The sequence below is a fragment of the Acidovorax sp. SDU_ACID1 genome, assembly GCF_045291395.1.
Lineage (GTDB): Bacteria > Pseudomonadota > Gammaproteobacteria > Burkholderiales > Burkholderiaceae_C > MR-S7.
The window spans coordinates 366,806-392,484 of the sequence record NZ_CP152342.1; the positions used below are offsets into that span (position 1 = coordinate 366,806).

The following is a 25,679-nucleotide window of genomic DNA, read 5'->3' on the forward strand; positions in this document are numbered from 1 at the left end:
TGCGATAGCCGGGCTCAGGCCGCGCGGCGCTCCTGGGCCCTGAGCCAGCCATCGTGCAGCCACTTCTCCGTCTTGCGGTGGCCGGGGAAGGTGATCCAGACGATGTCGCGCTCGAACACCATGGGTTGTTCGTCGCTGCCGACGATGACCCAGAACCAGCGCCCGTCGGCCAGGTTGCGCGCCTTCATCTTCATGCCGGTCAGGGTCACGGTCTCGGTGCGGCTCTCGCGCTGCACGCGGATGGGTTCGTCATGCGGCTCGATCCAATGAATCTCCATGCGCGGCAGCAGATCGCTCGCGTGGGTTTGCAGGAAGGCACGCGCGATGGCCTCGGTGCGCTCGCGCGAGGGCAGGGGCTTTCCTGCCAGGTCGAGCGAGATGTGGGCGAAGCCCTTGAGCACGCCGTCCGCCATCGCCACGGTGCTGAAGTGCTCGCCCTCCAGCCCGGCATTGCGGCCGTCGCGGCGCTCGTGGCGGGTGAGGATGGCGGGCGTGCCGTCCACCTGCACGACGCGGTGGGAGACGGCGTGGTGGCTGGCGGGGATGAGGGAACGGGTCATGGGAAGGGACTCCTGGGCGGTGGATGAGAACGATGCCGTGGCGAAGGCCAGTGCGGCGGCGATGGAGTGAAGGGCTTTCATGGGTGGTCTCCAGGGGCTGATGAAATAGGTGTGGCCGCGTACAGCGCCGCCGCGCCCAGCAGCGCGGCCAGCAGGCCCAGCGCCGCGGCCTGCGGCCAGTGCGCCGTGGCCTGCGCCAGCCAGGGGCCGAGGCTGGCGCCCACGAACAGCACGAAGGTGTAGAGCGCCACGGCCAGCCCGCGCACCGGCGTGGCGGCCAGGCCCGCCACGCGGGCGATGAGGCTGGGCACGCTGGTGCCCACGCCCAGCACGAACACCACGCTGGCGGCCAGCAGCCCCGGCAGATGGGTGGTGCCCGCCCAGGCGGCCAGCAGCAGCCCGGCGGCGGCCGTGCCCAGGCCCAGCGTGACCCAACGCGCCGCACCGATGCGCGCCATGGCGGCAGCCACGGCCAGCGGCGCCAGGAAGGCGGGCAGGGCCACGGCGCGCGCCGCCAGCGGCGTGATGCCCTGCGCGCGCAGGGCGGCGCCGGCGTGCATGTCCAGCAGCAGGTAGAAGGCCACGAAGCAGAGCAGGAGCAGCAGCGCCGGGCCATAGGCGCGGCGCAGGCGCGCGTCGGCCAGCAGCGTGCCCATGGCTTGAATGGACGCGCGCAGGGACGGCAGTGCGCGGGCGGTGGCGCGCGCATCGGCGGGCGTGCGCAGCAGTGCGCAGGCGGTGATGGCGTACACGGCGGCCAGTGGCAGCATGGCCGCGCCCAGGCCCCAGCGGCCTGCCACGGCGCCGCCGTACATCTGTCCCTGCAGCCCGGCGGACAGGAAGGCCGTGCTGATCCACGCCACGCCCCAGGTGCGCTGGCGCGGCGTGCCGCGTTCGGACAGGTAGGCGATGGCGGCGGGCGCGAACGCGGCGGCGGCCAGCCCCTGCAGCGCGCGCCCGGCCAGCAGCAGCGCGCTGGACGGCGCGCAGGCCAGCGCGGCGGTCAGGGGCGCCAGCGCGGCCAGCCCCCAGGCCATGACGGCGCGGCGGCCGAGCCGGTCGGACAGCGGGCCGAACAGCAGAAAGCCCGCGGCATAGGCCATGCCGAAGACGCTCACCACCATCCCGGCCGCGCCGGGCGCGAGGCCGTGGGCGCGCGCCACCTGCGGCAGCACGGGCAGCGGCCAATACAACTGCGACACCACGGCCAGCGCGCACAGGGCCAGCAGGGCGCGCAGCGGTGTGGAAGGAATGTGGGAGTCCGTAGATGTGTTCATTGCTTTCATGTAGTTAACTACATAAATGGATAAAAAATAGATGAAAATGGCCTGCAGCGCTTGCTCATAAAGCGCTGGCAGCTATGGTTTCAGGAGTTACGCCAGCAATCCCGCCTGGCGCAGCCGCTTGGCCAGCCCTTCGGCGAACTGGCGGTAGCCCTGGGCGTTGGCATGCACCTGGTCGGAGCGCAGGCTGGCGTTGCCCAGCACCTCGGCCCAGCCGCCCTCGTACAGCGGCAGTTGGAGTTCGCCGGCCAGCTCCGCATAGAGCGGGTGGTCGGTGAGCCGCCCGGTGCTGGCCGCCAGCAAAGAGAACTGCGGCACGGCCACCAGCATCACCTGCGCGCCCGCAGCGGTGGCGGCGCGGCAGATCGCGCGGATGTTGTCTTTGGCGGCGGCGGCGCTCATCTGGCGCAGGAAGTCGTTGCCGCCGATGCCCACGATGACGAGTTGGGGCCGGTGCGCCTCCAGCAGCGCGGGCAGCCGCGCCAACGCCTGGGCCGTGGTGTCGCCGGAGACGCCGCCGTTCACCACCTGCCAGCCCGTCAGCGCCTGCAGCTCGGCGGGATAGGCGGTGGCGGCATCAGCGCCGACGCCCGAGGTCAGCGAATCGCCGAGGGCCAGCACGGTGCTGCCCGTGGCGATGGGCCGTGCCTTGGGCGCGCGCTTGCCGCAGGCGGCGAGCAGGGCGGTGGCGGGCAGCAGGGCCAGCAGGCGGCGGCGGGGCAGGAAATGGAGATTCATGCGTCGCGGTGATGGAGTTAGCGGGACAGGCCGGCTTCGCGCAGCTTGCCCGTGAGGCGCTGGAGCAGCGCGCGTTCCTCGGCGCTGAAGTGCTGCATCAGGTTCGCCACCCAGGCGTAGTGCGCGGGCAGCGCCTGGGCCAGCAGCGCGTCGCCCGCGGGCGTCAGGTGGATCAGCCACGCGCGTCGGTCCTGCGGGTCGGCCTCGCGCCGGCACAGGCCCGCGCCTTCCATGCGGTCAAGGGTGCGCGTCATGGTCTGTGAGGTGACGGCCACGCCCTGCGCCAGCGCGCCCACGCTCAGGCCGGCGGGGTTGCGCTTGAGCAGCAGCAGCACGAAGAACTGCGACTGCGACAGGCCGCCGTTCTTCGCCAGGTTGGCGTCGAAGGCCGACAGCATCTCGCCCGTGGCCGATGCCCAGGCCAGCCAGGCGTGCAGGCCGCCCACGTCGGGGTTGCCATAGGCGGCTCCGAAGGCGGCCAGGGTGTCGTAGCTGGGCAGGTCTTGCAGTTCAAACATGGCTGAAATGTAGTTGGCTACATATGATTTGTCAAGTAAGGCGCATGGCGCCTCATGCCAGGGCCGTGTCCAGCACCATCATGAGCACAAACCCCACCATCAGCCCCGCCGTGGCGAACGATTCGTGGCCCTTGCGGTGCGATTCGGGAATGATTTCGTGGCTGATGACGAACAGCATGGCCCCGGCGGCGAAGCCCAGCCCCCAGGGCAGCAGCAGCGCCGAATGGCCGACGGCGGCGGCGCCGGCCACCGCGCCCAGCGGCTCGACCAGGCCCGAGGCGATGCCGAGCGCAATGGCCAGGCCGCGCGTGTAGCCCGCCGCGACCAGTGCCGCGGCGACGACGAAGCCCTCGGGCACGTCCTGGATGGCGATGCCGATCGCCAGCGCATGGGCGCGCATGCCTTCATTGCCCGCGTAGCCGACGCCGATGGCCAGCCCCTCGGGCAGGTTGTGCAGCGTGATGGCGAAGACGAACAGCCAGGTGCGGCGCAACTGCCTGGCCTCGGCGCCTTCGCGGCCCTTGATGAAGTGCTCGTGCGGCAGCAGGTGGTCCATGGCCAGCAGCACCAGCGCGCCCATGAGGATGGCGCAGCCCACCACGCCGCCCGCGGCCCAGTTGCTGCCGCCGAACAGGGCGGCGCCGCGTGCTGCGTCCAGCCCCGGCAGGATGAGCGAGAACGCGCTGGCGGCCAGCATCACGCCCGCGCCGAAGCCGAACAGCGTGTCCTGCACGCGCTCCGAGGGCCGCTGCGCGAGCAGCACGGGCAGCGTGCCGAGGGCCGTGGCCAGCGCGGCGACCAGGCCGCCGAGCAGCGCGCCCTGCAGCGCGGGCTGCTGCCCCAGCCCCTGCCAGACCAGGGCGCCCAGGGCGGGCAGGCCGGCGGCGCACAGGGCCAAGCCGGCCAAGGTTTGCATGCGAAGCGGGCGCATGGGTTGCGGCATTAGCGGGGTTGTGCGGCTGCGTAGCGCCGGGCCACTTCGGCCCAGTCGATGACGTTATAGAACGCCGCGATGTATTCCGGGCGTCGGTTCTGGTACTGCAGGTAGTAGGCGTGTTCCCACACGTCCAGCCCCAGGATGGGCGTGTGGCCCGAGGCGATGCCGCGCATCAGCGGGCTGTCCTGGTTGGCGCTGCTTTCCACGGCCAGCTTGCCCTGCGGGTTCACCGTGAGCCAGGCCCAGCCGCTGCCGAAGCGCGAGAGCGCCGCCTGGGTGAACGCGGCCTTGAAGGCGTCGAAACCGCCCAGGTCGGTGTCGATGGCGCGGGCCAGGTCGCTGCCCGGCGCGCCGCCGCCCTGGGGCGACATGACGCGCCAGAACAGGCTGTGGTTGGCATGCCCGCCGCCGTTGTTGCGCACGGGCGCGCGCAGCTTCTCGGGCAGGGTTTCGACCTGCGCGACCAGATCCTCCAGCGGCAGGTCGGCGTAGGGCGTGCCTTCGAGCGCTGCGTTGAGGTTGTTCACGTAGGTCTGGTGGTGCTTGGTGTGGTGGATCTCCATCGTCCGCGCGTCGATGTGGGGTTCCAGCGCGTCGTAGGCATAGGCGAGCGGGGGCAGCGTGTAGGGCATGGCGGTGTGGTCCGTCAGGGAGAGGGAAGGGGAGCGAGGCGCTCGGCCTCGCCGTCGGGATGGAGGCGCACGATGCGCAGCGCGCCGGGCTGTTCCACCAGCACGCAAGCCTTGCCGGTGCGCTTGCAGTGGTCTTCCACGCGCCAGAAGTGGCCGTGGCTCACGCAGCCGGTCTGGCAGATCACCAGGTCGGCGCAGCGCAGGCTGTGTTCGAGCCGCTCGGTGTCGGCATCCGCGGGCGGGGGCGGCGGGTCCGGGGCCAGGTCCAGGCCCAGCTCGGGCCAGTCGGCGACGGCAGCACGCAGCCGCTGGTGGTCTTCGCGCTCCCAGGCCAGGGCGCTGCACAGCACGACGGCCTGTGCGCGCAGGCGCATGAGCTGCTCCTGCAGCCGGGCGATCTCCGGGCCTGGGCGCCGGCCTGCTCCGAGCAGCGCCGCTGCAGCGCGCCGTACTGGCGCAGCAGCACGCCATGTTCCGGCACCAGGTGGTCGATGTCTTCTTCAAGGTATGGCACGGCGCAGCGGCTCCCTGTCAGGCGGGCTTGCGAAAGAAGCTCTCGTGCTCGTGAAAAAAGTGCCTGGCTAAATGGCGAACCGGTGGCTGGCAAAAAGCGGTCAACAGGCCGGGTTGAGCGACCCGTTGACTACCCCACGATGAGAGCCTTGCTGCAACGGCGGGCGTTGCAGCCTGGGGCGAATCATAAACTGAAATGCGAATGATTCTTGATAACTTTCAAAAAGAAAGGCTAATCCGGCTGCCAGCGTGCGCGGCGTGCAATTGCGTTCAATACAGCCCGCGCGCTGCGCGCCAGACTGCGGCCGCCATGACATCCCTGATTTCCTCCCTGCTGGCCATGGCCGGCTTCGCTCTCGTGGGCGCCATCACCCCCGGCCCCGTCAACGTGCTGGCGCTGCGCCACGGCAGCCAGGCGCGGCGGCGCGTGGCGCTGTTGTTCGTGCTGGGCGCCAGCGCCAGCTACGCGGCCGTGGTGGGGTGCATGGGGCTGGGCGCGCGGCAGGCGGCGGCGCTCGCGCCAGGGCTGGCGCCGGTGGCGCAGTGGCTGTGCTCGGCCTACCTGCTGTGGCTGGCGTGGCGCATCGCGGGCGCGCCCGTGGGGACGATGGAGGCGCAGGCGCACGGCGCCGCAGGGCCCTGGCGCGCATTCGCGCAAGGCGCGGCGGTGCAGGCACTCAATCCCAAGGCGTGGCTGGTGGCGCTGTCGGGCGTGGGGCTGTTCGTGCTGCCCCATGGCGCGGCGCAGGGCAGCGCGCTGGCATGGTTCTGCGCGGTCTCGCTGGCGGCATGCCTGCTGGGCGTGGGCTGCTGGGCCGTGGCGGGGCGGGCGCTGGCGCGCTGGCTGGGCACGGATGCGCGCCAGCGGCTGTTCCACCGGGGACTGGCGCTGCTGCTGGTGGCGAGCGTGGCCGCTATGCTGGCGTGATGACCACCACCTTCCACCGCCACCCGGATGCGCCGTGGGCGGAGCTGCGCGAAAGCCGCGCCTCTCCCCACTGCTACCGCCTGCACATGCACGCGGAATACTCCATCGGCATCGTCGATGCGGGCACGGCCGTCTTCCACCACGCGGGCGGGCCCGAGCGCGTGGCGGCGGGCTGCGTGGTGCTGATCGAGCCAGGCGTCTGGCACGCTTGCAATCCGGACGACGGCGCGCCGTGGTCGTACCGCATGCTGTTCGTGCAGGCCGACTGGCTGCATGCGCAGCTGAGCGTGGCGGCGCTGCGCTTTCCCGCGCGCCTGCTGCGCGATGCGGGCACCGCGCGGGCGGCAGACGCGCTGTGCCGGCCGCTGCATGGGGCGGCGCTGGCCGGCTTCGCCGACGGCCTGCTGCGGCTGGCGCATCGCCATGGCGCGCCCGCGCAGCCCCTGGAGCGCACGCCGCATGCCGATGCGGTGGCCGGCGCGCTGCACTGCCTGCACGCGCAGCCGCAATCGGCCCCCAGCGTGCAGGCGCTGGCCCAGGCCTGCGGGATGAGCGCGCCGCGCTTCATCCGCTGCTTCAAGGCCGCGACGGGGGTGACGCCGGGCGTCTACCGGCTGAACCTGCGCCTGAACGGCGCGCGCCGCCTGCTGGCGCAGGGCGCGGCGCTGGCCGACGCGGCGCACGCGATGGGCTTTGCCGACCAGGCCCACCTGCAGCGCGCCTTCAAGGCGCACCATGCGCTGACGCCGGGGCGTTATGCGTGGCGCAATGCTCCTGAAATGGGAGCTGCAAGCGCTTGATGGACAAGCGCTGGAGCCTGTTTCGGCTGTGATACGTCAGTGGATGCGCATGCCCGGCTGCGCGCCCGGGAAGGGCTCCAGCACGTAGATGCCGGGGTGCGCCTTCTCGTCCGCATGGCTGGCGGCGAGCACCATGCCCTCGGAGATGCCGAACTTCATCTTGCGCGGCGCGAGGTTGGCGACCAGCACGGTGAGCTTGCCTTCGAGCTGCGCGGGTTGGTACATGCTGGCGATGCCGGAGAACACGTTGCGCGTCTGCCCCTCGCCCGCGTCGAGCGTCAGGCGAAGCAGCTTGGTCGAGCCCTCCACGGCTTCGCACTTCACGATCTTCGCGATGCGCAGATCGACCTTGGCGAAGTCGTCGATGGTGATGGCCTCGGCGATGGCCTCGCCGCCGGGCACGGGCTTTTCCACGGCGGGGGGCTCGAACAGCGCGTCGAGCTGCTCGGGCGTGACGCGCTGCATCAGGTGCTTGTACTCGCCGATCTGGTGGCCCGCGCCCAGGGGCTTGGCCACGCCGTCGAAGCCCTCGGGCGGCATGATGAGGAAGTTCGCCACCTCGGCGGCCACGTGGGGCAGGATGGGCTTGAGGTAGATGGTCAGGATGCGGAAGGCTTCGATGCAGGTGCTGCACACGTCGTGCAGGCGCGCCTCCATGCCTTCCTGTTTCGCCAGTTCCCAAGGCTTGTTGGCATCAACGTAGGCGTTCACGCGGTCGCACAGCAGCATGGTCTCGCGCGCGGCGCGGGCGGTGTCGCGGGCCTCGTAGGCGGCGACGATGGCGCCTTGGCTGCCGCGCAGCGCGGCCAGCAGTTCCTGCCCGTCCGCGCTGACGGTGCCCAGTTTGCCGTCGAAGCGCTTGGCGATGAAGCCCGCCGCGCGCGAGGCGATGTTCACGTACTTGCCGATCAGGTCGGAGTTCACGCGCAGCATGAAGTCCTCGGCCGTGAAGTCGATGTCCTCGTTCTTGCCGTTGAGCTTGGCGCCCAGGTAGTAGCGCAGCCACTCGGGGTTCATGTTCAGCGCCAGGTACTTGAGCGGGTCCAGGCCGGTGCCTCGGCTCTTGCTCATCTTCTCGCCGTTGTTCACGGTGAGGAAGCCGTGCACGCAGATCTTGGTGGGCGTCTTGCGGCCGCTGAACTTCAGCATGGCGGGCCAGAACAGCGTGTGGAAGGTGATGATGTCCTTGCCGATGAAGTGGTACTGCTCCAATGCCGGGTCGGCCATGTAGGCGTCGTAGTCCTCGCCGCGCTTATTCAAAAGGTTCTTGAGCGAGGCGAGGTAGCCCACGGGCGCGTCCAGCCACACGTAGAAGTATTTGCCGGGCGCGTCAGGAATCTCGATGCCGAAGTAAGGCGCGTCGCGGCTGATGTCCCAGTCGTCCAGGCCGGTGCTGGTGCTGCCGTCAGGGTTGGTGCGCGTGCCGAACCATTCCTTGATCTTGGCGGCCACTTCGGGCTGCACGTGCTGGCCGTCCTGCGTCCATTCGGTCAGGAACTCGACGGCGCGCGGGTCGGAGAGCTTGAAGAAGAAGTGCTCCGAGGTCTTGAGGACCGGCTTGGCGCCCGACAGGGCCGAGTAGGGGTTGATGAGGTCGGTGGGCGCGTAGACCGAGCTGCACACCTCGCAGTTGTCGCCGTACTGGTCCTTGGCGTGGCAGCGCGGGCACTCGCCCTTGATGAAGCGGTCGGGCAGGAACATGTTCTTCTCGGGGTCGAAGAACTGCTCGATGGTGCGCGTCTCGATGAAGCCGGCCTTCTTCAAATCCAGGTAGATCTGCTGCGACAGCTCGTGGTTCTCGGGGCTGTCGGTGTTGCTCCAGTTGTCGAAGGCGATGTGGAAGCCGTCCAGGTACTGCTTGCGCCCGGCGGCGATGTCGGCCACGAACTGCTGGGGCGTCTTGCCCGCCTTTTCGGCCGCGATCATGATGGGCGCGCCGTGCGCGTCGTCCGCCCCCACGAAGTTCACCGCGTTGCCCTGCATGCGCTGCGCGCGCACCCAGGTGTCGGCCTGGATGTATTCCATGATGTGGCCGATGTGGAAGTTGCCGTTGGCGTAGGGCAGGGCGGTGGTGACGAAGAGTTTGCGTGCGGTCATCTCGGGTGCGGCTTTCTCGGAAGAACCCGCCATTTTAGGGAGGGCCGCACCACCGGCGCTGGCCGCGCCGTCAGCGCGGTGCGCCGGGGCCCTTGCGCCGGTACATGTCCTGGTCGGCGTGCTTGAGCAGGCTTTCGGCGTCCAGGCCGTCGCGCGGGTACAGGGCCTGGCCGATGGCGGCGCCCACGGTGACGGTTTCTCCTTCGGGCACACCGAGCAGTGTGGTCAGCGGCTGTTCCAGTGCGGCCTCGACGTGCTGGCGCGCGGCCTGGGCCTGCTCGTCGCTGTCGATGCCGGGCAGCACGGCCACGAACTCGTCGCCGCCCAGGCGTACGAGCAGGTCGCTGGCGCGCAGCTGGGAGCGCAGGCGCTGCGCGATCTCTGCGAGGGCCCGGTCGCCGTTGTCGTGGCCGAAGCGGTCGTTGAGCGGCTTGAAGCGGTTGAGGTCGATGAACAGCAGGGCGAAGGGCGCCGGCCCCTGCGGGCCGGGCCGGGTGAGCGCGGCCAGCGTGTGCTGCAGGGCGCTGCGGTTGGCGCTGCCGGTGAGCGCATCGGTGAACAGGCTGTGGCGCATCTGATGGAAATTGCGGGCCAGTTCGCCGATCTCGTCGTTGCGGCGCACGTCGATGGGCGTGTCGATCTCGCCCTGGCCGATGCGGCGCACGGCGCGCGTGAGCGAGCGCATGTCGTCGGCCACGCCGCCGAAGACGCGCAGTCCCAGCGCCAGCGCCAGCCCCAGTGCGCACAGGCCCAGCGCGGCCATCAGCACGACGTGGCGGCGCATGCCCGCGAGCATGTCGTCGTGCGGCAGGGCCACGACGGCGACCCAGTCCAGGCCCGCGCTGTCCACGATCTGGCGGTAGGCGATCTGCACGGCCTTGCCGTGGGCGTCGATGAGCTGCGGCGCGCCCGCGGCCGGGCCGGCGGACTGCAGCAGCGGGCGCAGCTGCGCGTGGATGGCCTCGATCAGCGGGTCGCCGCAGTTGGCGGCGTTCACGCGCTCGGGCGTGCCGTCGCTGCCTTCGCGGATGTTGGGCATGTCCGACGCGGCGATCAGCGCGCCGCCGGGTTCCAGGATGAAGGCGCGCCCGCCCGTGACCATGGGCAGGCCCGCCATGAACTGCTGCAGCGCGTGCAGGAACACGTCGGCGGCGACCACGCCCTCGAATTCGCCCGTGGGCGAGAGCACGCGGCGCGCGCGGGTCATGACGAGGTCGCGGGCGTTGAAGTCGATGTAGACCGGCGTCCACACATGGCCCGCGGCCGTGCGCGCCTGCTTGAACCAGGGCCGCGTGCGCGGGTCGAACGGCGACGCCTCCAGCGACTGCGGGATGGGCCGCGCCGCGATGCCGTCGAGCCGGTAGTAGCGGCGGTGGTCCTCGGCGCGGGTCTTCAGGCGCAGCTCTCCCAGGTCATGCCCCAGCCGCTTGAGGCCGATGCCCTGGCCTGCGCGGTTGCCGTAGTACACGTAGTCGCCCGCCTGCCCGCTCAGCGAGGTGGCGATCCACAGGCGCTCGCGCAGCGCGGGCAGGTCCCTGGCGATGTCGGGGCCGGCGGGCAGGCTGTCGGGGAACGCGGCCTCCAGCATCGCGCCCGAGCCTTGCACGTGCTGATCCACCGCCTGCCCGATGCGCGCGGCCATCTCGGTCATGAGCTGCTGCGACAGCATGGAGACGGTGCGGCTGCCCGTCCAGTACCACAGCACGCCCAGCGTGCCCGTGAGCAGCGCGATCAGCGCGATGAAGGGCAGAACGAGGGAGAGTTTGAGCGAGGAGCGGTTGGCGGAGGGCATCGGCGGCACGGCCGTCAATTGTAGGAAAGCGCCGGCTCCTGCCGCAGCGCCGCGCCCGTGTCGTGCCAGCCGAAGAAGGCGCACACCTCGCTGCGCCGCGCCAGCGTGTCGGCGCGGCCCAGGGCCATCAGCTCGCGCGTGTAGCCGCGCTCGAACAGCAGGTAGCTCGCCAGGGCGGCGCCGCCCTCGTTGGCCGCGTTGGCGCGCACGCCCAAAGCACCGAGCATGGTGCGCACGGGCCCGGGCAGGTCGTTCACGTGGCGCGCGGCCACCTCGTCCAGGCCCTGCGAAGGGGCGATGACCAGCAGCTCCAGCGGGCGCAGCGGGCTCCTGCCGCGCACCTCGGGCGGGATCAGGGCCAGGGTCTGGTTGATGCGCTGGGCGCGCTCGATGTCCACCGAGAGCGCGTCCAGGAAGATGGTGGACAGCGCATGCCCCGCGATCTGCGCCAGCGCCGGGTAGGGCGGCACGTCGCCCGCAGGGCGCAGGCGCGGCGGCTCGTACATGCGGCCCGCGCCCACCACCAGGATGCGCTCGGCGCCCAGGTGGATGGCCGGCGCGATGGGCGCGGTCTGGCGCATGGAGCCGTCGCCGAAGAACTCGGTGTGCCCGTCGATGGGCAGCCGCGTCGCCGGGAACACGAACGGGATGGCCGACGAGGCCAGCAGGTGCGCATGCGTGATGCGCTCGCGCGTGGACTTGCGCTGCGAGCGCGCCCAGGGCGCCAGCGCGTCGCCGGCCTCGAAGAAGGTCACGTGCTCGCCCGAGCTGTAGCTGGACGCCGTCACCGCCAGCGCGCGCAGGTGGCCGCGCTGGATCAGCCCCGGCACGCGCGCCAGCGGCACCATGCGCGCGAGCAGGTGGTGCAGCGGCGTGTTGTCCAGCAGCGAATGCGGGTGCACGCGGCGCCAGCGCGCCAGCGCCCAGCCCACGGACAGCAGCGTGAGCCAGCGCGCGCCGGTGCGCGCGACGGACAGCGAATCGGCCCGGTAGACCTGCCCTGCATGGAAGTTGCGCCACACGCGCGAGATGCGGCGCACCGCGCGCTGGAAGTCGCCTGCGCCGCAGGCCAGCGCTGCGGCGTTGATGGCGCCCGCCGAGGTGCCCGTGAGCACCGGGAACGGCCACGGCGCGCGCTCGGCCCCGCAGGCCGCGCGCAGCGCGGCGATGGCCTCCAGCACGCCCACCTGGTAGGCGGCGCGTGCGCCGCCGCCCGTGAGCACCAGGCCGGTGACGGGCTGGGAGCGCATCGCGTCAGCCCTGGGCTTTCAACAGCAGCGCGGCCAGCGTGGCGCCTTCGAGCAGCACCAGGGCGTTGTCCTTGGCGAAGGCGCGTGCGCTCTCGCTCACTGTGCCTTGCAGGGCCACATAGACGCCCGTGCGCGCGCCCTGGCGCTCCACCTCGGCCTGCAGCGCGCGCAACGGTTCCACGCCGTGGGTAGCGGCCTTCCAGCGGCGCGCGGCCACCAGGGTGAACTGCCCGTCCTTGTCCAGGCGCAGGTCGGCATGCTGGCTGTTCAAGCCCTGCACGGCATAGCCCTCGGCGCGCCAGGCGCGCTCCAGCAGGGCCGCGAATTCGCGCCAGGGCATGGCCGCGGCCGCCTCCAGCACGCCCTGCACGCGCGCCGCGCTGGGCGCGCGCCACTGGCGCCAGGCGGCGATGCAGCCGATCACCGCGATGGGCACGGCGCCCACGGCGGCGAAGGGCGCCAGTTCCGCCGGCATGAGCGCGAAGCAGGCGGCCGCGATGGCGGCGGCGATGGCGAAGCTGACCCACCAGGGCGAGCGCAGCAGGATGGCGAAGCCCGAGTTCGGGGCCATTTTGAGTTTCACGGGGTTCCTTGCTTGCTATTCAATCAGGAGCTGCTTGCGCTTGTAGGGTAAGCGCTGCAGGTCGATTTGATTCTAAATCCAGCACCGCCCGCGCCAGGCGGTCCAGGCCGGTGGGCGAGAGGTCCGGCGCGGCCACGCGCTGGCGCTGCTCCCACTGCGCGAAGTTGCGCGCCTGGGAGCGGCCGTAGTGCGGGTCGTAGTGCCGCTCCATCAGCTCGCCGAAGAGCGGGGCCAGGTCGTGCGTGCGCGCCCAGCCCTGCCAGCGCTGCACCGTCTCCTTGCCGTGCAGCTCGGTGAGCGCGGCCAGGCGCTGGGCCAGGGCTTCGGGGTCGTCGCCCAGGTAGGCGTAGTCGCGCAGCAGGTAGGCCAGGCGCTCGGGCGCGGGGGCTTCGATCTCGATGCAGGGCGCGGCGCGCAGGCGCTCCACCAGCGGCACGGGCACGGACAGGCGGCCGATGCGCGCGCTCTCGCCTTCCACGTAGAGCGGGCGGGCGAGGTCCAGCCTCTCCAGCACGGTGGCGATCTGCGTCTCGAAGTTCTTCTGCGAGGGCTGGGGCACGCCGGGCAGCGCCCCCAGCAGCGAGCCCTTGTGCTGCGCGCAGTGCTCCAGGTCCAGCACCTGCGCGCCCTGCAGGGCGAGCTGCTGCAGCACGCGCGTCTTGGCGCTGCCCGTGGCACCCACGAGCACGCGCAGGTCGAGCCGGGGCACGAGCGCCTCGATGGTCGCGATCATGTGGCGGCGGAACGCCTTGTAGCCGCCCGCGAGCTGCTGCGCGTCCCAGCCCACCAGGCGCAGCCACTGCACCATCGATCCGCTGCGCATGCCGCCGCGCCAGCAGTAGACCAGCGGGCGCCAGCTCTGGGGCTGGTCGGCAAAGCGCTCGCGCAGGTGGCGTGCGAGGTTGGCTGCAACAAAAGCCCCGCCCACGCGCCGGGCTTCGAACGCGCCCTGCTGGTGGTAGAGCGTGCCGACGATGGCGCGCTCCTCGTCGTCCAGCACGGGGCAGTTGATCGCGCCGGGGATGTGGTCTTCGGCGAACTCGGCGGGCGAGCGCGCGTCGATGATGGCGTCGAAGGCGTGGCGGTCGGCGGGGCGGGTGGGCTGGTGGCGGGACACGAGGCGAGTTCAGTGGGGGACTGCCGCGACTATAGAAGCATCCTCGCCAGCATTCCCAGCAGGGCGACGACGGCCAGCGCCAGCAGCGCGGCCACGGCCTGCCAGAACGCCACCGGGTCGCGCTCGGCCAGCGGCGGGGCGCGGCGGCGGTGGAAGTCCGGGCCGGGTGCGCGCAGGTCGTGCGCGAACTCGCCCACCGCCTGCTGGCGCCGCGCGGGCTGTGGGTGCAGGGCCTTGCGCAGCACGGCGTCCAGCCAGGCGGGCAGGTCGGGGCGGTGGTGGGTCAGCGGCACGTAGCGCAGGCGGCGCGCATCGCTGCCGGGGCGCAGGCGCGCGGCCTGCAGGCCGTAGGGCAGCTGGCCGGCGAGCATCTCGTAGGCGATGGCGGCCAGCGCGAACAGGTCGGAGCGCGCGTCGCCGCCCTGGCCGGTGAGGTATTCGGGCGCGGTGTACTGCAGCGTGCCCTCGATGGTGGTGGGCGGCCCGTCGCTCGCCGCGTGCAGGCCGGGCACGTGGGCCGAGGCCAGGTCGATGATGCACGCCGTGCCCTGCGCGTCGATCACCACGTTGGCCGGGCGCAGATCCTGGTGCAGCACTTCGCGCCGGTGCAGGGCCTGCAGGCCGCGCGCGACTTGTTCCACGATGGCGCGCACTTCCTCCAGCGCGGGGCGCGGGTGGTCCACCATCCATTGCGCCAGGGTCTGGCCGGGCACGTATTCCAGCGCCGCGAACAGGTGGCCGCGCGGGCGCTGCGGGGCGCGGGCGCGCACTACGTGGGGGCTGTCGATGCGGCTGGCGACCCATTCGTCGAGCAGGAAGCGGTCGAGGAAGGCTTCGTCCTCGTGCGCGCTGGCGGCGGGGGTCTTGAGGGCTACGGGCTCGCCGGTGGCGTCGTCCACGGCCAGGTGCACGTGGCTGCGCGGGCCGACGTGCAGCGCACGCACGATGGTGTAGCCCTCGAAGGCCATGCGCGGCGCGAACGGGGGCGGCAGGCGCAGGCCGTCGCGCGGCAGCAGGGTGTTCAGGCCCGTTGCTGCGGGCAGCGCGTCGATGCGCAGCAGTTGCACGGTGGCGTCGTCCTCGCTGCCCTGCGTGCGGGCGTGCTCGCACAAGGCGCGGGCGGCGGCGTCCAGGTCGTCGCCATGCCGGTGCAGCGCGGCGTGCACGGCAGCGGCGTCGAGGTGGCCGTGCGCGCCGTCGGTGGCCAGCAGGTAGAGGTCGCCCACTTCGGCGGGCCAGCAGCGCGTGTCGATCTCCACGTGCGCGTGCAGGCCCAGCGCGCGCGCCAGGTACGACTGGCCCGCGCCCACGTGCAGGCGGTGGTTTTCGGTCAGCGGCTCCAGCGCCTGCGGGTGCACGCGGCAGATGCGCGCGTCGCCCACGTGCAGCAGGTGCAGGTCGTGCCCGTGCAGGATGAGGGCGCTGAAGGCGCAGACGTAGCCGCTGTCCTTGTCGAAGCGCGCCGGGCCGCGCTGGTTCTGCGCGTGCAGCCAGGCGTTGGTGGCGGCCAGCACCTGCTGCGCGGCGCGGCGCACGGGCCAGGCGTCGGGCGTGGCGTAGTAGTCCTCCAGGAAGCCGCGCACCGCCGCGCTGCTGGCCACCTGGCTCACGCGGCTGGACCCTATGCCGTCGGCCACCGCCAGGGCGATGCCGCGCGCCGCGCGCAGGTGGCCCGTGGGCAGCATGGCGCCGTGGAAGTCCTGGTTCACGCCGCCCTGCTTGCCCAGCGAGTGCTGGCCGAGCGTGACCTTCATGCCGCGCGCTTGGGGGCGGTCTTGTAGTGGGTGGAATACAGCGTGGCGCCGACGAACGTGAGGCCGCCGACGAGGTTGCCCAGCACGGTGGGAATCTCGTTCCAGATCAGGTAATCCATGATCGTGAAGTTGCCGCCCAGCATCAGCCCCGTGGGGAACAGGAACATGTTCACGATGGAGTGTTCGAAGCCCATGTAGAAGAACACCATGATGGGCATCCACATGCCGATGGCCTTGCCCGAGACGCTGGTGGACATCATCGCCGCGACGACGCCGGTGGAGACCATCCAGTTGCACATCACCGCGCGCACGAACAGCGTGAGCATGCCCGCCGCGCCGTGCGCCGAGTAGCCCAGCGTGCGGCCCTCGCCGATGTGGCCCAGCTTCTGGCCGACGGCGTTGGGCGCCTCGGAGAAGCCAAAGGTGAAGATGATGGCCATGAACACCGCCACGGTGATCGCGCCCGCGAAGTTGCCCACGAACACCAGGCCCCAGTTGCGCAGCACGCCGGCCCAGGTGGCGCCGGGGCGCTTGTCGATCACGGCCAGCGGCGCGAGCGTGAACACGCCCGTGAGCAGGTCGAACCCCATCAGGTACAGCAGGATGAAGCCCACCGGGAACAGGAGGGCGCCCAGCAGCGGGTTGCCGGTGTTGACGGTGACGGTGACCGCGAAGGCCGCCGCCAGCGCCAGGATGGCGCCGGCCATGTAGGCGCGGATCAGCGTGTCGCGGGTGGACATGAGCAGCTTGGATTCGCCGGCATCGACCATCCTGGTCACGAATTCGGCGGGGGCGACGTAGGCCATGAGAACTCTCCTCTAGAGAAGCACCTGAAAAGTAAAAGGCGTCCTTCGCACCGCCCTGCGACGCAGGGGTGCGAAGGGACGCCTTCATCCCGGAAACGGGGCCGTCTTCAGCCTCGTTGCGCGGGGTGAATGCAGGTTCCGTGCCAGCGTTCTTTGCGTGGATGCTCCTGAAAAGGGAGCTGCCAGCGCTTGTCCAGCAAGCGCTGGAGGCCGAAAAGGCTCAAACTTCCTTGGCCCGCACGAAGGCCAGGTCGGGCAGCGCCAGGGCGGCCTCGGCCACGTCGAGCAGGCGCCGGTTCTGGTCCATCGAGGCTTTCTGCAGCGCTCGGAAGGCGGCTTCCTCGGTCAGGCCCAGGCGCGCCATCAGCATGCCCTTGGCGCGTTCGATCACCTTGCGCTCCGACAGTGCGCGGCGCGCAGCCTGCAGCTCCACTTCGGTGCGCGCCAGGCGCTCGGATTGGGCGTGCAGCAACTCGCGCAGCGTGGCGGCTTCGCCGGCGAGGGGATCGGCCGTGGGCGGCTGCTCGCGCAGGCGGCGCAGCAGCCCTTCGGAATCCTCCAATTCCTGCTGCGCCTGGCTGGCGTGGCGCGCGCATTCGGCGCGCAGGTGGCGCACCAGCGCGGCTTCCATGGTGCCCAATGCACCGATACGCTCGCTGGCGGCGGCGAACCATTCGCCGCTGGTGTCTGCATCCAGCGCTGCGCCGGGGCGTGCGGCGCAAAGTACGCGGCGCTGGCGTTCCAGCCGCGCCATGCCGGGGCCGAGCTGCAGGCTCTCCCATTCGGCGCGCAGCGCGGCATCGGCAAAGCCGGCGAACACACGCAGGCTCTGCTCCTGCGCGTCGATCAGGTGGGCGATGCGCTCCTGCTCCGCCGCATCGCACTGGCTCGATGCGAACAGGTGCGCACCCGCTGCGCGCTCCTGCCCCGCAGCCTCCTTGGCCTGCACGAGGTGCAGCAGCGCCACCAGCGGGCGCGAGACGCTGGGAACGCCGGGCAGCAGGCTGGCGTCGGCCACGTGCGAGAGCAGCCGCACCATGCCCGCGATGCGTTGGGTGAAGGCGGCGATGGCGTCCTGCGTGTGGGTCTGCCGCGCCTCGATGGCGGCGCGCTGCGCGGGCAGGGCCTCCAGGCCCAGCAGCACACTGGCCATGAGGCCGAGCATGGCGGCGTCCACGTCGGCATCGGCTTCATCAGGCCTTTCCTCACCCTGCGCGGCCAGCAGCGCATGTAGGCCTGCCAGCGCGGGGGCGCCAGCGTCGATGGCGGCGCGGCGCTCATCGGCGAAGCGCGCGCCGCCCGAGGCGAGGTACACGCTGCTCGCGCCGCGCTCGTGCTGCAGCGCGTGGATGCACTCGCGCAGCGCGTCCACCAGCGCGATGCGCGCGGCCAAGCGGCGCGCGGCCTGCATCTCCAGGCGCTTGGCGCGCAGCACCAGCCGCGTGGCGGGGGCTGTGCTCATCCGCAGGCGACGAGCACCTGCTCGCCCTCCATGCGCACCGGGTGGGTGCGCACCGAGTGCTCGGGCGCCTCCAGGCATTCGCCGGTGGCCAGGTCGAAGTGGTTCTTGTAGAGCGGCGAGGCGACCACGGTGCGCCCGTCCACGCTGCCCACCAGCCCGCGCGAGAGCACGCTGGCGCCGCAGGTGGGGTCCACGTTGTCGATCGCGTAGAGCTGCCGCAGGCCGATGCGGAACACGGCCACGTGCCGCCCCTCCACGAGGGCGCACACGCCCGTGTCTGGCAGGATGGCGTGGATGGTGCAGACGGGGGTCCAGGTCATGGTGATCTCCTTGCTCTTGTTTCGATAGCTGCTTGCGCTCGGTGGATGGGCGCTGGCGGTGGTTTATGCAATTGCCGTGCCGGGCGCGTCGCCGTTCACGAAGGTCTTGAAGCGCTGGCGCACGGCGGGCGTGGTCACGGCGGTCTTCCACTCGCACTGGTAGGTGTCCACCACGAGCTGCATCTGCGCTTCCAGCTCGTCGGCCAGGCCCAGGCTGTCGTTGATGACCACGTCCTTCACGTAGTCCAGCCCGCCTTCGAGCGATTCGCGCCAGGTGCTGGTGCGTTGCAGCCGGTCGGCGGTGCGCACGTAGAACATCAGAAAGCGGTCGATGAGCTGGATCAGCCGCTGCTTTGTCAAATCGCTGGCGAGCAGCTCGGCGTGGCGCGGCTTCATGCCGCCGTTGCCGCACACGTACAGGTTCCAGCCGCGCTCGGTGGCGATCACGCCCACGTCCTTGCCCTGCGCCTCGGCGCATTCGCGCGTGCAGCCCGAGACGCCGAACTTGATCTTGTGCGGCGCGCGCAGGCCCTTGTAGCGGTTCTCCAGCTCTACGCCCAGGCCCACGGAATCCTGCACGCCGTAGCGGCACCAGGTGCTGCCCACGCAACTCTTCACCGTGCGCAGGCTCTTGCCGTAGGCGTGGCCGCTCTCGAAGCCGGCGGCGATGAGTTCCTCCCAGATCGGCGGCAATTGCTCCAGCCGCGCGCCGAACATGTCCACGCGCGCGCCGCCGGTGATCTTGGTGTACAGGCCGTACCTCTTGGCGATGCGGCCCACGGCGATCAGCCCGTCGGGCGTGACCTCGCCGCCCGGCATGCGCGGCACGACGGAATAGGTGCCGTCCTTCTGGATGTTGCCCAGGAAGTAGTCGTTGCTGTCCTGCAGCTTGGCGAGCTGGGGCTGCAGCACGAATTCGTTCCACACCGAGGCCAGCACGCTCGCGGCCACGGGCTTGCACACGTCGCAGCCCAGGCCCTGGCCGTGCCTGGTGAGCAGTTCGTCGAAGGTCTTGATCCGGCCCACGCGCACCAGGTGGTAGATCTCCTGGCGCGAATGCGCGAAGTGCTCGCACAGGTGGTTGTTCACCGCCATGCCCTGCTTGGCCATCTCGGCCTTCATCACCTGCGTGACCAGCGGCACGCAGCCGCCGCAGGTGGCGCCGGCTTTCGTGCAGGCCTTGATCTGGGCGATGGTGCAGGCGCCTTCGCCGACGGCGGCGCGGATCGCGCCCTTGCTCACGCCGTTGCACGAGCAGATCTGCGCCGTGTCGGGCAGCGCGTCCGCGCCCAGTCCGGGCCGGGCCTTGCCGTCGCTGCTGGGCAGGATGAGGAACTCGGGGTCTTCGGGCAGCGCGATGCCGCCCCGCGCGATTTGCAGCAGCGTGCCGTACTCGTCTGCATTGCCCACCAGCACGGCGCCCAGCAGCGTTTTGCCGTCGGCGCTGGTCACGATCTTCTTGTAGATCTGCTTGCGCTCATCGACGTACTGGAAGTTGCGGCAGCCGGGCGTCTTGCCTTGCGCGTCGCCGATGCTCGCCACATCCACGCCCATGAGCTTGAGCTTGGTGCTCATGTCCGCACCCGCGAATGCGGCTTGCGTGTCGCCCGAGATGTGCCGCGCCGCCACGCCCGCCATCTCGTAGCCGGGCGCGACCAGGCCGTAGAGCTGCTCGTTCCACGACGCGCATTCGCCGATCGCATAGACGTTGCGGTCGGCGGTGCGGCAATGGTCGTCAATCGCCGCGCCGCCGCGCGGTCCGGTCGCCAGCGCGCATTGGCGGATCAGGTCATCGCGCGGGCGGATGCCGGCGGAGAAGACGATCATGTCCGTCTCCAGCCAGGTGCCGTCGGCGAACACCATGCGGTGGCGCGCGGTGGCGCCGTCGGTGATCTCCACCGTGCTGCGGCTGGTGTGCACGTGCACGCCCAGCGCCTCGATCTTGGCGCGCAGCACGCGGCCGCCGCCCTCGTCCACCTGCACGGCCATCAGGCGCGGGGCGAACTCGACCACGTGCGTCTCCAGCCCCATGTCGCGCAGCGCCTTGGCGCACTCTAGGCCCAGGAGGCCCCCTCCCACCACCACGCCGCTTTTCGACTTGGCGCTCGCGGCCGTCATGGCCTCTAGGTCTTCGATGGTGCGGTAGGTGAAGCAGTACGGCCGCTCGCGCCCCGGCACCGGCGGCACGAAGGGCGCGGAGCCCGTGGCCAGCACCAGCTTGTCGTAGGGCAGCACCTCGCCGTCGGCGGTGGTCACGGTGTTCTTGCGCCGCTCCACTGCCACGGCGCGCGCGGCCAGGCGCAGGGTGAAGCCGGTCTGCTGGAAAAAGCCGGGCGGCACCAGCGAGAGGTCGTCCGCCGACTTGCCCGCGAAGTATTCGGAGAGGTGCACCCGGTCGTAGGCGGGACGGGGTTCCTCGCACAGCACCGTCACCTCGGCCTGCGCCAGCCCCTGGACGTGGAGTTCTTCGAGGAATTTGTGGCCCACCATGCCGTGTCCGATCACGACGATCTTCATCACGCTCACCTGCTGCTGTACGCACGTCGCCAAGGGGCACGCGCCGGGTTGGAAACACGGCAGGCGCAGGGCCTGCCCGGGGTTCCGCCGCCGTTAGCGGATTGAAGAAGCCCGCCGGCAACGCCACCGGCGGGTTGGCACAGTCAAAGCAAGCGCCGTGCCCGCGCGCATGCACCGCGATGGGACGCGCAGTGAATCTGGGATGATCGCGGGCATGACCACCTCTCCCCGTCTCACTCTCTCTCGCACGGCGGCGGCTGCGGCTGCAAGATCGCGCCGGGCGTGCTGTCCGAGATCCTGAAATCCAGCGGCGCGGCCGGCGTCGTGCCGGCCGAGCTGCTGGTCGGCATCGAGACCTCGGACGACGCCGCCGTCTACCGCCTGAACGATAGCCAGGCGCTGGTGGCGACCACCGACTTCTTCATGCCCATCGTGGACGACCCGTACGAGTTCGGCCGCATCGCCGCGACCAATGCCCTGAGCGACGTGTACGCCATGGGTGGCAAGCCCATCATGGCGCTGGCGCTCGTCGCCATGCCGGTGAACCAACTGCCGCTCGACGTGATCGGCGCGATCGCGCGCGGCGGGCAGGACGTGTGCCGGGCGGCGGGCATTCCCATCGCAGGCGGGCACACCATCGATTCGGTCGAACCCATCTACGGCCTCGTCGCCATGGGCTTGGTGCACCCCGACCGCGTGCGCCGCAACGCGGACGCACGGCCCGGCGATGTGCTGGTGCTGGGCAAGCCGCTGGGCGTGGGCGTCTATTCGGCCGCGCTGAAGAAAGAGCAACTGGGCGACGCGCACTACCGCGAAATGATCGCCAACACCACGCGCCTGAACACCCCCGGCCCGCTGCTGGCCGAGCTGCCTGGCGTGCACGCCATCACCGACGTGACGGGCTTCGGCCTGGCCGGCCATGCGCTGGAGATGGCGCGCGGCGCGGGCGCGACGGTGGCCATCGACTGGTCCCGCGTGCCGCTGCTGCCCGGCGTGGCCGATCTGGCCGCCGCGGGTTTCGTCACCGGCGCCAGCGGCCGCAACTGGGCAGGTTATGGCGAGAGCGTGGCGCTGGCCTCCGGCCTGCCGCCAACGGCCCAGGCGCTGGTGACCGACCCGCAGACCTCGGGCGGGCTGCTCGTGGCCTGCGCGCCCGAGAGTGTGCAAGACGTGCTCGCCGTGTTCCAGCGCGAGGGCTTTGCGCAGGCGGCGGTCATCGGCGGTGTGGAAGCAGGGCCGGCGCGGCTCGACGTGCGCGCCTGATGCTCATCTAATGATAGCTTCTGGCGCTTGCCAGAGAAGCGCTGGAGGCCGATTTGGCTTGTAATCTCCCCAGCCGGGCGAGTGGCACCGTGCGTTGGCTAGACTAGCCAGCTCCCACAAGCAAACAACACAGCCATGGCATTCACGGAACAGGATCTGCTGGCGGCGCTCGCCAGCGTCAAGGATCCGCACACGGGCAAGGATTTCGTCGCAGCGCGCGCGGTGCGCAACGTGCAGATCGCGGGCGGCGACGTGGCCTTCGACGTCGAGCTGGGCTACCCGGCCCAGAGCCTGGTGCCCGCGCTGCGCAGCGAGTTCATCGCGGCTGCCAGAACGGTGCCCGGTGTGCAGAACGTGTCGGTCAACATCGCCACCAAGGTCATCGCGCACGCGGTGCAGCGCGGCGTGCAGCTGCTGCCGGGCGTGAAGAACATCATCGCCGTCGCCTCGGGCAAGGGCGGCGTGGGCAAGAGCACCACGGCCGTGAACCTGGCCCTGGCGCTGGCGGCCGAGGGGGCGCGCGTGGGCCTGCTGGACGCCGACATCTACGGCCCCAGCCAGCCCATGATGACCGGCACCTCGGGCGACCTGGAGAGCCTGGACGGCAAGCTCATGGAGCCCAAGCGCGCCATGGGCCTGCAGATCAACTCCATCGGCTTCCTGGTCAAGGAGGAGCAGGCCATGATCTGGCGCGGCCCCATGGCCAGCCAGGCGCTGGAGCAGCTCATCACGCAGACGCGCTGGGACAACCTGGACTACCTCGTGGTGGACATGCCGCCCGGCACGGGCGACATCCAGCTCACCATGGCGCAGAAGGTGCCGCTGACCGGCGCGGTGATCGTCACCACCCCGCAGGACATCGCGCTGCTGGACGCGAAGAAGGGCGTCACCATGTTCCAGAAGGTGAGCGTGCCCATCCTCGGCCTCGTGGAGAACATGGCCGTGCACATCTGCCGCAACTGCGGCCACGTGGAGCACATCTTCGGCCACGAGGGCGGCAAGAGGATGGCCGAGAGCCTGGGGATGGACTACCTCGGCGCGCTGCCGCTGCAGCTGTCCATCCGCGAGCAGGCCGACAGCGGCCGGCCCACCGTGGCGGCCGAGCCCGACAGCGACGTGGCGCGCATCTACAAGGCCATCGCACGCACGGTGGCCGTGAAGGTCGCGCAGCAGGCCAAGGACTTCTCGGGCAAGTTCCCGACCATCACGGTGAGCAAGAACACCTGAGCATCCACCGGCGGGGCAGGCCATGAAGGAACAGAAGATCGCGTTCTACACAGGCCCTGCCGGCGGTTGGGGCGCGCTGGGCAGCGTCAAGAACACGCTGCTGCGCCAGGACATCCCCCTCAAGGGCGCGAAGACGCTGCTGTCGGCCAACCAGCCCGATGGCTTCGACTGCCCCGGCTGCGCATGGCCTGACCGCAACCACCATTCGGCCTTCGAGTTCTGCGAGAACGGAGTGAAGGCCGTCGCGGCCGAGGCCACGGCGCGGCGCGCGGGGCCGGAATTGTTCGAACGCTGCACGGTGACAGAACTGGCCGGGCAGAGCGATTTCTGGCTCGAAGACCAGGGGCGGCTCACGCACCCGATGCGCTACGACGCGGCCAGCGACTGTTACCGGCCCATCGCGTGGGACGAGGCTTTCGCGCTGATCGCCAAGCACCTGAATGCGCTGCCCGATCCGAACCAGGCCATCTTCTACACCTCGGGCCGCACGAGCAACGAGGCCGCGTTCCTCTACCAGCTCTTCGTGCGCCAGTACGGCACCAACAACTTCCCCGACTGCTCCAACATGTGCCACGAACCCAGCGGCAGCGCCATGCGCCCGCAGATCGGCGTGGGCAAGGGCACAGTGACGCTGCAGGACTTCGAGCACGCGGACGCCATCTTCATCTTCGGCCAGAACCCCGGCACCAACCACCCGCGCATGCTCGGCGAACTGCGCGCGGCGCACAAGCGCGGCGCACGCATCGTGAGCTTCAACCCGCTGCGCGAGCGCGGGCTGGAGCGCTTCGCCGACCCGCAGGACACGCTGGAGATGGCGACTTTTGGCTCCACGCCGATCAGCACGCACTACTTCCAGCTGCGCGTGGGCGGCGACCTCGCAGCGGTCAAGGGCGTCATGAAGCACGTGATCGAGCAGGAGGACGCACGGGGCGGCGTGCTCGACCGCGCCTTCATCACCGGGCACACCACAGGCTTCGACGCGCTGGCCGCCGACCTGCGCGCCGAGAGCTGGGCGCTGCTGGAGCAGGAGTCGGGCCTGACCGAGGCGCAGATGCGCAGCGCGGGCGATGTCTACATCGGCGCCGATCGCGTGATCGCCTGCTGGGGCATGGGCATCACGCAGCACCTGCACTCGGTCGCCACCATCCAGCTGATCGTCGACCTGCTCATGCTGCGCGGCAACCTGGGCCGCGAGGGCGCGGGCGCCTGCCCCGTGCGCGGGCACAGCAACGTGCAGGGCGACCGCACCATGGGCATCTGGGAAAAGCCGCCTGCGGCACTGCTCGACCGCCTCGGCGAGGTCTACGGCTTCGCGCCGCCGCGCGCACATGGCGTGGACACAGTGGAGGCGATCCGGCAGATGCTGGACGGCCAGGGCAAGGTCTTCTTCGCCCTGGGCGGCAACTTCGCCGCCGCCACGCCCGACACCTGCGAAACCTGGAAGGCGCTGCGCCGCTGCGACCTCACCGTGCACGTGGCCACCAAGCTCAACCGCAGCCACGTGGTGCACGGGCGCGAGGCGCTGATCCTGCCCTGCCTGGGCCGCACCGAGATCGACATGCAGGCCGCCGGCCCGCAGGGCGTGACGGTGGAGGACTCGATGAGCATGGTGCACGTGAGCATGGGGATCAACCCGCCCGCCTCCGAGCACCTCCTTTCCGAGCCCACCATCGTCGCGCGCCTGGCCGCCGCCACGCTGGGCGAAAAGAGCCGCGTGCCCTGGCTGTGGCTGGTGGAGGACTACGCGCGCATCCGTGACGAGATCGAGAAGGTCTTCCCCGACTTCCACGGCTTCAACACCCGCGTGGCCGTGCCCGGCGGTTTTCGCCTGCGCAACATGGCCAGCGAGCGCGTCTGGGCCACCGCGAGCGGCAAGGCCGTGTTCACGTCCCACGCCGTGCCGCGCGACACGCCCACGCACCGCGCCCGCGCAAGGCACGCGGACGGCGTCGTCTTCACGCTGCTCACCACGCGCTCGCACGACCAGTACAACACCACCATCTACGGCATGGACGACCGCTACCGCGGCGTGTACGGCCAGCGCCGCGTGGTCTTCATCCACCCCGAGGACATCCGCGCCCTGGGGCTCAAGGACGGCGACCGCGTCCACATCCACACCGTGTGGGACGACGGGCAGGAGCGGCGTGCCGAGGGCTTCCGGCTCGTAGCCTACGACATCCCGCGCGGCAACCTCGCGGCCTACTACCCCGAGACGAACCCGCTCGTGCCGCTGTCCGCCGTTGCGCTGGCGGCGGGCACGCCCACGTCCAAATCCATTCCCGTCATGTTGGTGGCGGCGTGAGGGATGCCATCCTGCAGGCGCTGGCGGAGTCGGGCGACGGCGTTTCCCTGCCACGCCTGTCCAAGCGCCTGGGCCAGAGCGCCAGCGCCGTGCTGCGCGAGCTGAGCTTCATGGGCGATGCCATGATCGGCGGCCAGCGCGGCCCCGGCTGGGTGCGCGTGTGGCAGGAAGACGGGCGCTGGCTGGCCGCGCTCACCGAGGCAGGCCGTGTGCAGTGCGCATTGCTCTATCGCTCCTAAAAGAATAGCTGTTTGCGCTTGCTGCATAAGCGCTGGGAGCT

The 25,679-nt window shown here is 70.8% G+C and carries 23 protein-coding genes; 6 read left to right on the forward strand and 17 right to left on the reverse strand.

Annotated features, from left to right (window positions below; translation table 11 throughout):
* Window positions 1-14 precede the first annotated feature (14 nt).
* From AAG689_RS01745 to AAG689_RS01775, 7 genes are all read right to left on the reverse strand, one after another.
* Entirely contained in the window at window positions 15-641 is a 627-nt protein-coding gene (locus AAG689_RS01745) for a hypothetical protein (RefSeq protein WP_406624504.1), read from the reverse strand.
* Window positions 638-1,837, reverse strand: coding sequence for an MFS transporter (locus AAG689_RS01750; protein WP_406624505.1), 1,200 nt, complete (start codon window positions 1,835-1,837; stop codon window positions 638-640). Before AAG689_RS01750 ends, AAG689_RS01745 begins: the two co-directional genes overlap by 4 nt.
* Window positions 1,838-1,933: 96 nt before the next feature.
* Window positions 1,934-2,581 carry a GDSL-type esterase/lipase family protein gene (locus AAG689_RS01755; RefSeq protein WP_406624506.1) on the reverse strand — a complete coding sequence of 216 codons (648 nt, stop codon included), beginning with the start codon at window positions 2,579-2,581 and terminating at the stop codon, window positions 1,934-1,936.
* 17 nt (window positions 2,582-2,598) lie between these two features.
* On the reverse strand, window positions 2,599-3,099 hold the full coding sequence (locus tag AAG689_RS01760) for a MarR family winged helix-turn-helix transcriptional regulator (protein ID WP_406624507.1): 501 nt from the start codon (window positions 3,097-3,099) through the stop codon (window positions 2,599-2,601).
* A 52-nt stretch (window positions 3,100-3,151) separates the two neighbouring features.
* Window positions 3,152-4,030, reverse strand: coding sequence for a ZIP family metal transporter (locus tag AAG689_RS01765; protein ID WP_406624508.1), 879 nt, complete (start codon window positions 4,028-4,030; stop codon window positions 3,152-3,154).
* Between the two features lie 11 nt (window positions 4,031-4,041).
* Entirely contained in the window at window positions 4,042-4,668 is a 627-nt protein-coding gene (locus tag AAG689_RS01770; protein ID WP_406624509.1) for a superoxide dismutase, read from the reverse strand.
* Between the two features lie 14 nt (window positions 4,669-4,682).
* Entirely contained in the window at window positions 4,683-5,042 is a 360-nt protein-coding gene (locus tag AAG689_RS01775) for a DUF2325 domain-containing protein (RefSeq protein ID WP_406624510.1), read from the reverse strand.
* Window positions 5,043-5,500: 458 nt separating this feature from the next.
* Between AAG689_RS01775 and AAG689_RS01780 the strand changes: the two genes are divergently transcribed.
* Both AAG689_RS01780 and AAG689_RS01785 read left to right on the forward strand, forming a co-directional pair.
* A complete protein-coding gene (locus tag AAG689_RS01780) occupies window positions 5,501-6,109 on the forward strand; it encodes a LysE family translocator (protein ID WP_406626264.1) in 609 nt (202 codons plus the stop codon).
* On the forward strand, window positions 6,109-6,909 hold the full coding sequence (locus tag AAG689_RS01785; protein ID WP_406624511.1) for an AraC family ligand binding domain-containing protein: 801 nt from the start codon (window positions 6,109-6,111) through the stop codon (window positions 6,907-6,909). The genes AAG689_RS01780 and AAG689_RS01785 overlap by 1 nt, the downstream gene beginning before the upstream one ends.
* A gap of 36 nt (window positions 6,910-6,945) precedes the next feature.
* On the opposite strand, the gene metG is transcribed toward AAG689_RS01785, so the two are convergent.
* The 10 genes from metG to nirB form a co-directional block, all read right to left on the reverse strand.
* Window positions 6,946-9,006 carry a methionine--tRNA ligase gene (gene metG / locus AAG689_RS01790; RefSeq protein ID WP_406624512.1) on the reverse strand — a complete coding sequence of 687 codons (2,061 nt, stop codon included), beginning with the start codon at window positions 9,004-9,006 and terminating at the stop codon, window positions 6,946-6,948.
* 70 nt (window positions 9,007-9,076) lie between these two features.
* Window positions 9,077-10,798 carry a diguanylate cyclase domain-containing protein gene (locus AAG689_RS01795; RefSeq protein WP_406626265.1) on the reverse strand — a complete coding sequence of 574 codons (1,722 nt, stop codon included), beginning with the start codon at window positions 10,796-10,798 and terminating at the stop codon, window positions 9,077-9,079.
* Between the two features lie 14 nt (window positions 10,799-10,812).
* Window positions 10,813-12,048 (reverse strand): patatin-like phospholipase family protein, encoded by a 1,236-nt coding sequence (locus tag AAG689_RS01800; RefSeq protein WP_406624513.1) that lies wholly within the window; start codon window positions 12,046-12,048, stop codon window positions 10,813-10,815.
* A gap of 4 nt (window positions 12,049-12,052) precedes the next feature.
* On the reverse strand, window positions 12,053-12,619 hold the full coding sequence (locus AAG689_RS01805) for a restriction endonuclease (protein WP_406626266.1): 567 nt from the start codon (window positions 12,617-12,619) through the stop codon (window positions 12,053-12,055).
* A gap of 31 nt (window positions 12,620-12,650) precedes the next feature.
* Window positions 12,651-13,748 (reverse strand): tRNA 2-selenouridine(34) synthase MnmH, encoded by a 1,098-nt coding sequence (gene mnmH / locus AAG689_RS01810; protein WP_406624514.1) that lies wholly within the window; start codon window positions 13,746-13,748, stop codon window positions 12,651-12,653.
* 29 nt (window positions 13,749-13,777) lie between these two features.
* The gene (locus tag AAG689_RS01815) at window positions 13,778-15,502 is read right to left on the reverse strand and encodes a protein kinase domain-containing protein (RefSeq protein WP_406624515.1); all 1,725 of its coding nucleotides are present in this window, start codon (window positions 15,500-15,502) and stop codon (window positions 13,778-13,780) included.
* Window positions 15,499-16,308: a formate/nitrite transporter family protein gene (locus AAG689_RS01820; protein ID WP_406624516.1), complete on the reverse strand. Its 810-nt coding sequence runs from the start codon at window positions 16,306-16,308 to the stop codon at window positions 15,499-15,501. Before AAG689_RS01820 ends, AAG689_RS01815 begins: the two co-directional genes overlap by 4 nt.
* A 220-nt stretch (window positions 16,309-16,528) precedes the next feature.
* The gene (locus tag AAG689_RS01825; RefSeq protein WP_406624517.1) at window positions 16,529-17,770 is read right to left on the reverse strand and encodes a nitrate- and nitrite sensing domain-containing protein; all 1,242 of its coding nucleotides are present in this window, start codon (window positions 17,768-17,770) and stop codon (window positions 16,529-16,531) included.
* Window positions 17,767-18,090, reverse strand: coding sequence for a nitrite reductase small subunit NirD (nirD, locus tag AAG689_RS01830; protein ID WP_406624518.1), 324 nt, complete (start codon window positions 18,088-18,090; stop codon window positions 17,767-17,769). The genes AAG689_RS01825 and nirD overlap by 4 nt, the downstream gene beginning before the upstream one ends.
* 63 nt (window positions 18,091-18,153) lie before the next feature.
* The gene (gene nirB / locus AAG689_RS01835) at window positions 18,154-20,607 is read right to left on the reverse strand and encodes a nitrite reductase large subunit NirB (RefSeq protein WP_406624519.1); all 2,454 of its coding nucleotides are present in this window, start codon (window positions 20,605-20,607) and stop codon (window positions 18,154-18,156) included.
* 195 nt (window positions 20,608-20,802) lie between these two features.
* Here nirB and selD point away from each other — a divergent pair, with 195 nt between their 5' ends.
* The 4 genes from selD (at window position 20,803) to AAG689_RS01855 (ending at window position 25,638) form a co-directional block, all read left to right on the forward strand.
* On the forward strand, window positions 20,803-21,870 hold the full coding sequence (gene selD, locus AAG689_RS01840) for a selenide, water dikinase SelD (protein ID WP_406626267.1): 1,068 nt from the start codon (window positions 20,803-20,805) through the stop codon (window positions 21,868-21,870).
* 135 nt (window positions 21,871-22,005) lie between these two features.
* Complete coding sequence (gene apbC / locus AAG689_RS01845; protein ID WP_406624520.1) at window positions 22,006-23,097, forward strand: iron-sulfur cluster carrier protein ApbC; 1,092 nt, start codon at window positions 22,006-22,008, stop codon at window positions 23,095-23,097.
* A 22-nt stretch (window positions 23,098-23,119) separates the two neighbouring features.
* Window positions 23,120-25,399 (forward strand): FdhF/YdeP family oxidoreductase, encoded by a 2,280-nt coding sequence (locus AAG689_RS01850; protein WP_406624521.1) that lies wholly within the window; start codon window positions 23,120-23,122, stop codon window positions 25,397-25,399.
* A complete protein-coding gene (locus AAG689_RS01855) occupies window positions 25,396-25,638 on the forward strand; it encodes a hypothetical protein (RefSeq protein WP_406624522.1) in 243 nt (80 codons plus the stop codon). Before AAG689_RS01850 ends, AAG689_RS01855 begins: the two co-directional genes overlap by 4 nt.
* Window positions 25,639-25,679 lie beyond the last annotated feature (41 nt).

What these genes read in the sequence shown, in the direction of transcription:
- AAG689_RS01745 (WP_406624504.1), bottom strand. Translation starts at nt 641, where the DNA reads ATGAAAGCCCTTCACTCCATCGCCGCCGCACTGGCCTTCGCCACGGCA.
- AAG689_RS01750 (WP_406624505.1), bottom strand. Translation starts at nt 1,837, where the DNA reads ATGAACACATCTACGGACTCCCACATTCCTTCCACACCGCTGCGCGCC.
- AAG689_RS01755 (WP_406624506.1), bottom strand. Translation starts at nt 2,581, where the DNA reads ATGAATCTCCATTTCCTGCCCCGCCGCCGCCTGCTGGCCCTGCTGCCC.
- AAG689_RS01760 (WP_406624507.1), bottom strand. Translation starts at nt 3,099, where the DNA reads ATGTTTGAACTGCAAGACCTGCCCAGCTACGACACCCTGGCCGCCTTC.
- AAG689_RS01765 (WP_406624508.1), bottom strand. Translation starts at nt 4,030, where the DNA reads ATGCGCCCGCTTCGCATGCAAACCTTGGCCGGCTTGGCCCTGTGCGCC.
- AAG689_RS01770 (WP_406624509.1), bottom strand. Translation starts at nt 4,668, where the DNA reads ATGCCCTACACGCTGCCCCCGCTCGCCTATGCCTACGACGCGCTGGAA.
- AAG689_RS01775 (WP_406624510.1), bottom strand. Translation starts at nt 5,042, where the DNA reads ATGCGCCTGCGCGCACAGGCCGTCGTGCTGTGCAGCGCCCTGGCCTGG.
- AAG689_RS01785 (WP_406624511.1), top strand. Translation starts at nt 6,109, where the DNA reads ATGACCACCACCTTCCACCGCCACCCGGATGCGCCGTGGGCGGAGCTG.
- metG (WP_406624512.1), bottom strand. Translation starts at nt 9,006, where the DNA reads ATGACCGCACGCAAACTCTTCGTCACCACCGCCCTGCCCTACGCCAAC.
- AAG689_RS01795 (WP_406626265.1), bottom strand. Translation starts at nt 10,798, where the DNA reads ATGCCCTCCGCCAACCGCTCCTCGCTCAAACTCTCCCTCGTTCTGCCC.
- AAG689_RS01800 (WP_406624513.1), bottom strand. Translation starts at nt 12,048, where the DNA reads ATGCGCTCCCAGCCCGTCACCGGCCTGGTGCTCACGGGCGGCGGCGCA.
- AAG689_RS01805 (WP_406626266.1), bottom strand. Translation starts at nt 12,619, where the DNA reads ATGGCCCCGAACTCGGGCTTCGCCATCCTGCTGCGCTCGCCCTGGTGG.
- AAG689_RS01815 (WP_406624515.1), bottom strand. Translation starts at nt 15,502, where the DNA reads ATGAAGGTCACGCTCGGCCAGCACTCGCTGGGCAAGCAGGGCGGCGTG.
- AAG689_RS01820 (WP_406624516.1), bottom strand. Translation starts at nt 16,308, where the DNA reads ATGGCCTACGTCGCCCCCGCCGAATTCGTGACCAGGATGGTCGATGCC.
- AAG689_RS01825 (WP_406624517.1), bottom strand. Translation starts at nt 17,770, where the DNA reads ATGAGCACAGCCCCCGCCACGCGGCTGGTGCTGCGCGCCAAGCGCCTG.
- nirD (WP_406624518.1), bottom strand. Translation starts at nt 18,090, where the DNA reads ATGACCTGGACCCCCGTCTGCACCATCCACGCCATCCTGCCAGACACG.
- nirB (WP_406624519.1), bottom strand. Translation starts at nt 20,607, where the DNA reads ATGAAGATCGTCGTGATCGGACACGGCATGGTGGGCCACAAATTCCTC.
- apbC (WP_406624520.1), top strand. Translation starts at nt 22,006, where the DNA reads ATGGCATTCACGGAACAGGATCTGCTGGCGGCGCTCGCCAGCGTCAAG.
- AAG689_RS01850 (WP_406624521.1), top strand. Translation starts at nt 23,120, where the DNA reads ATGAAGGAACAGAAGATCGCGTTCTACACAGGCCCTGCCGGCGGTTGG.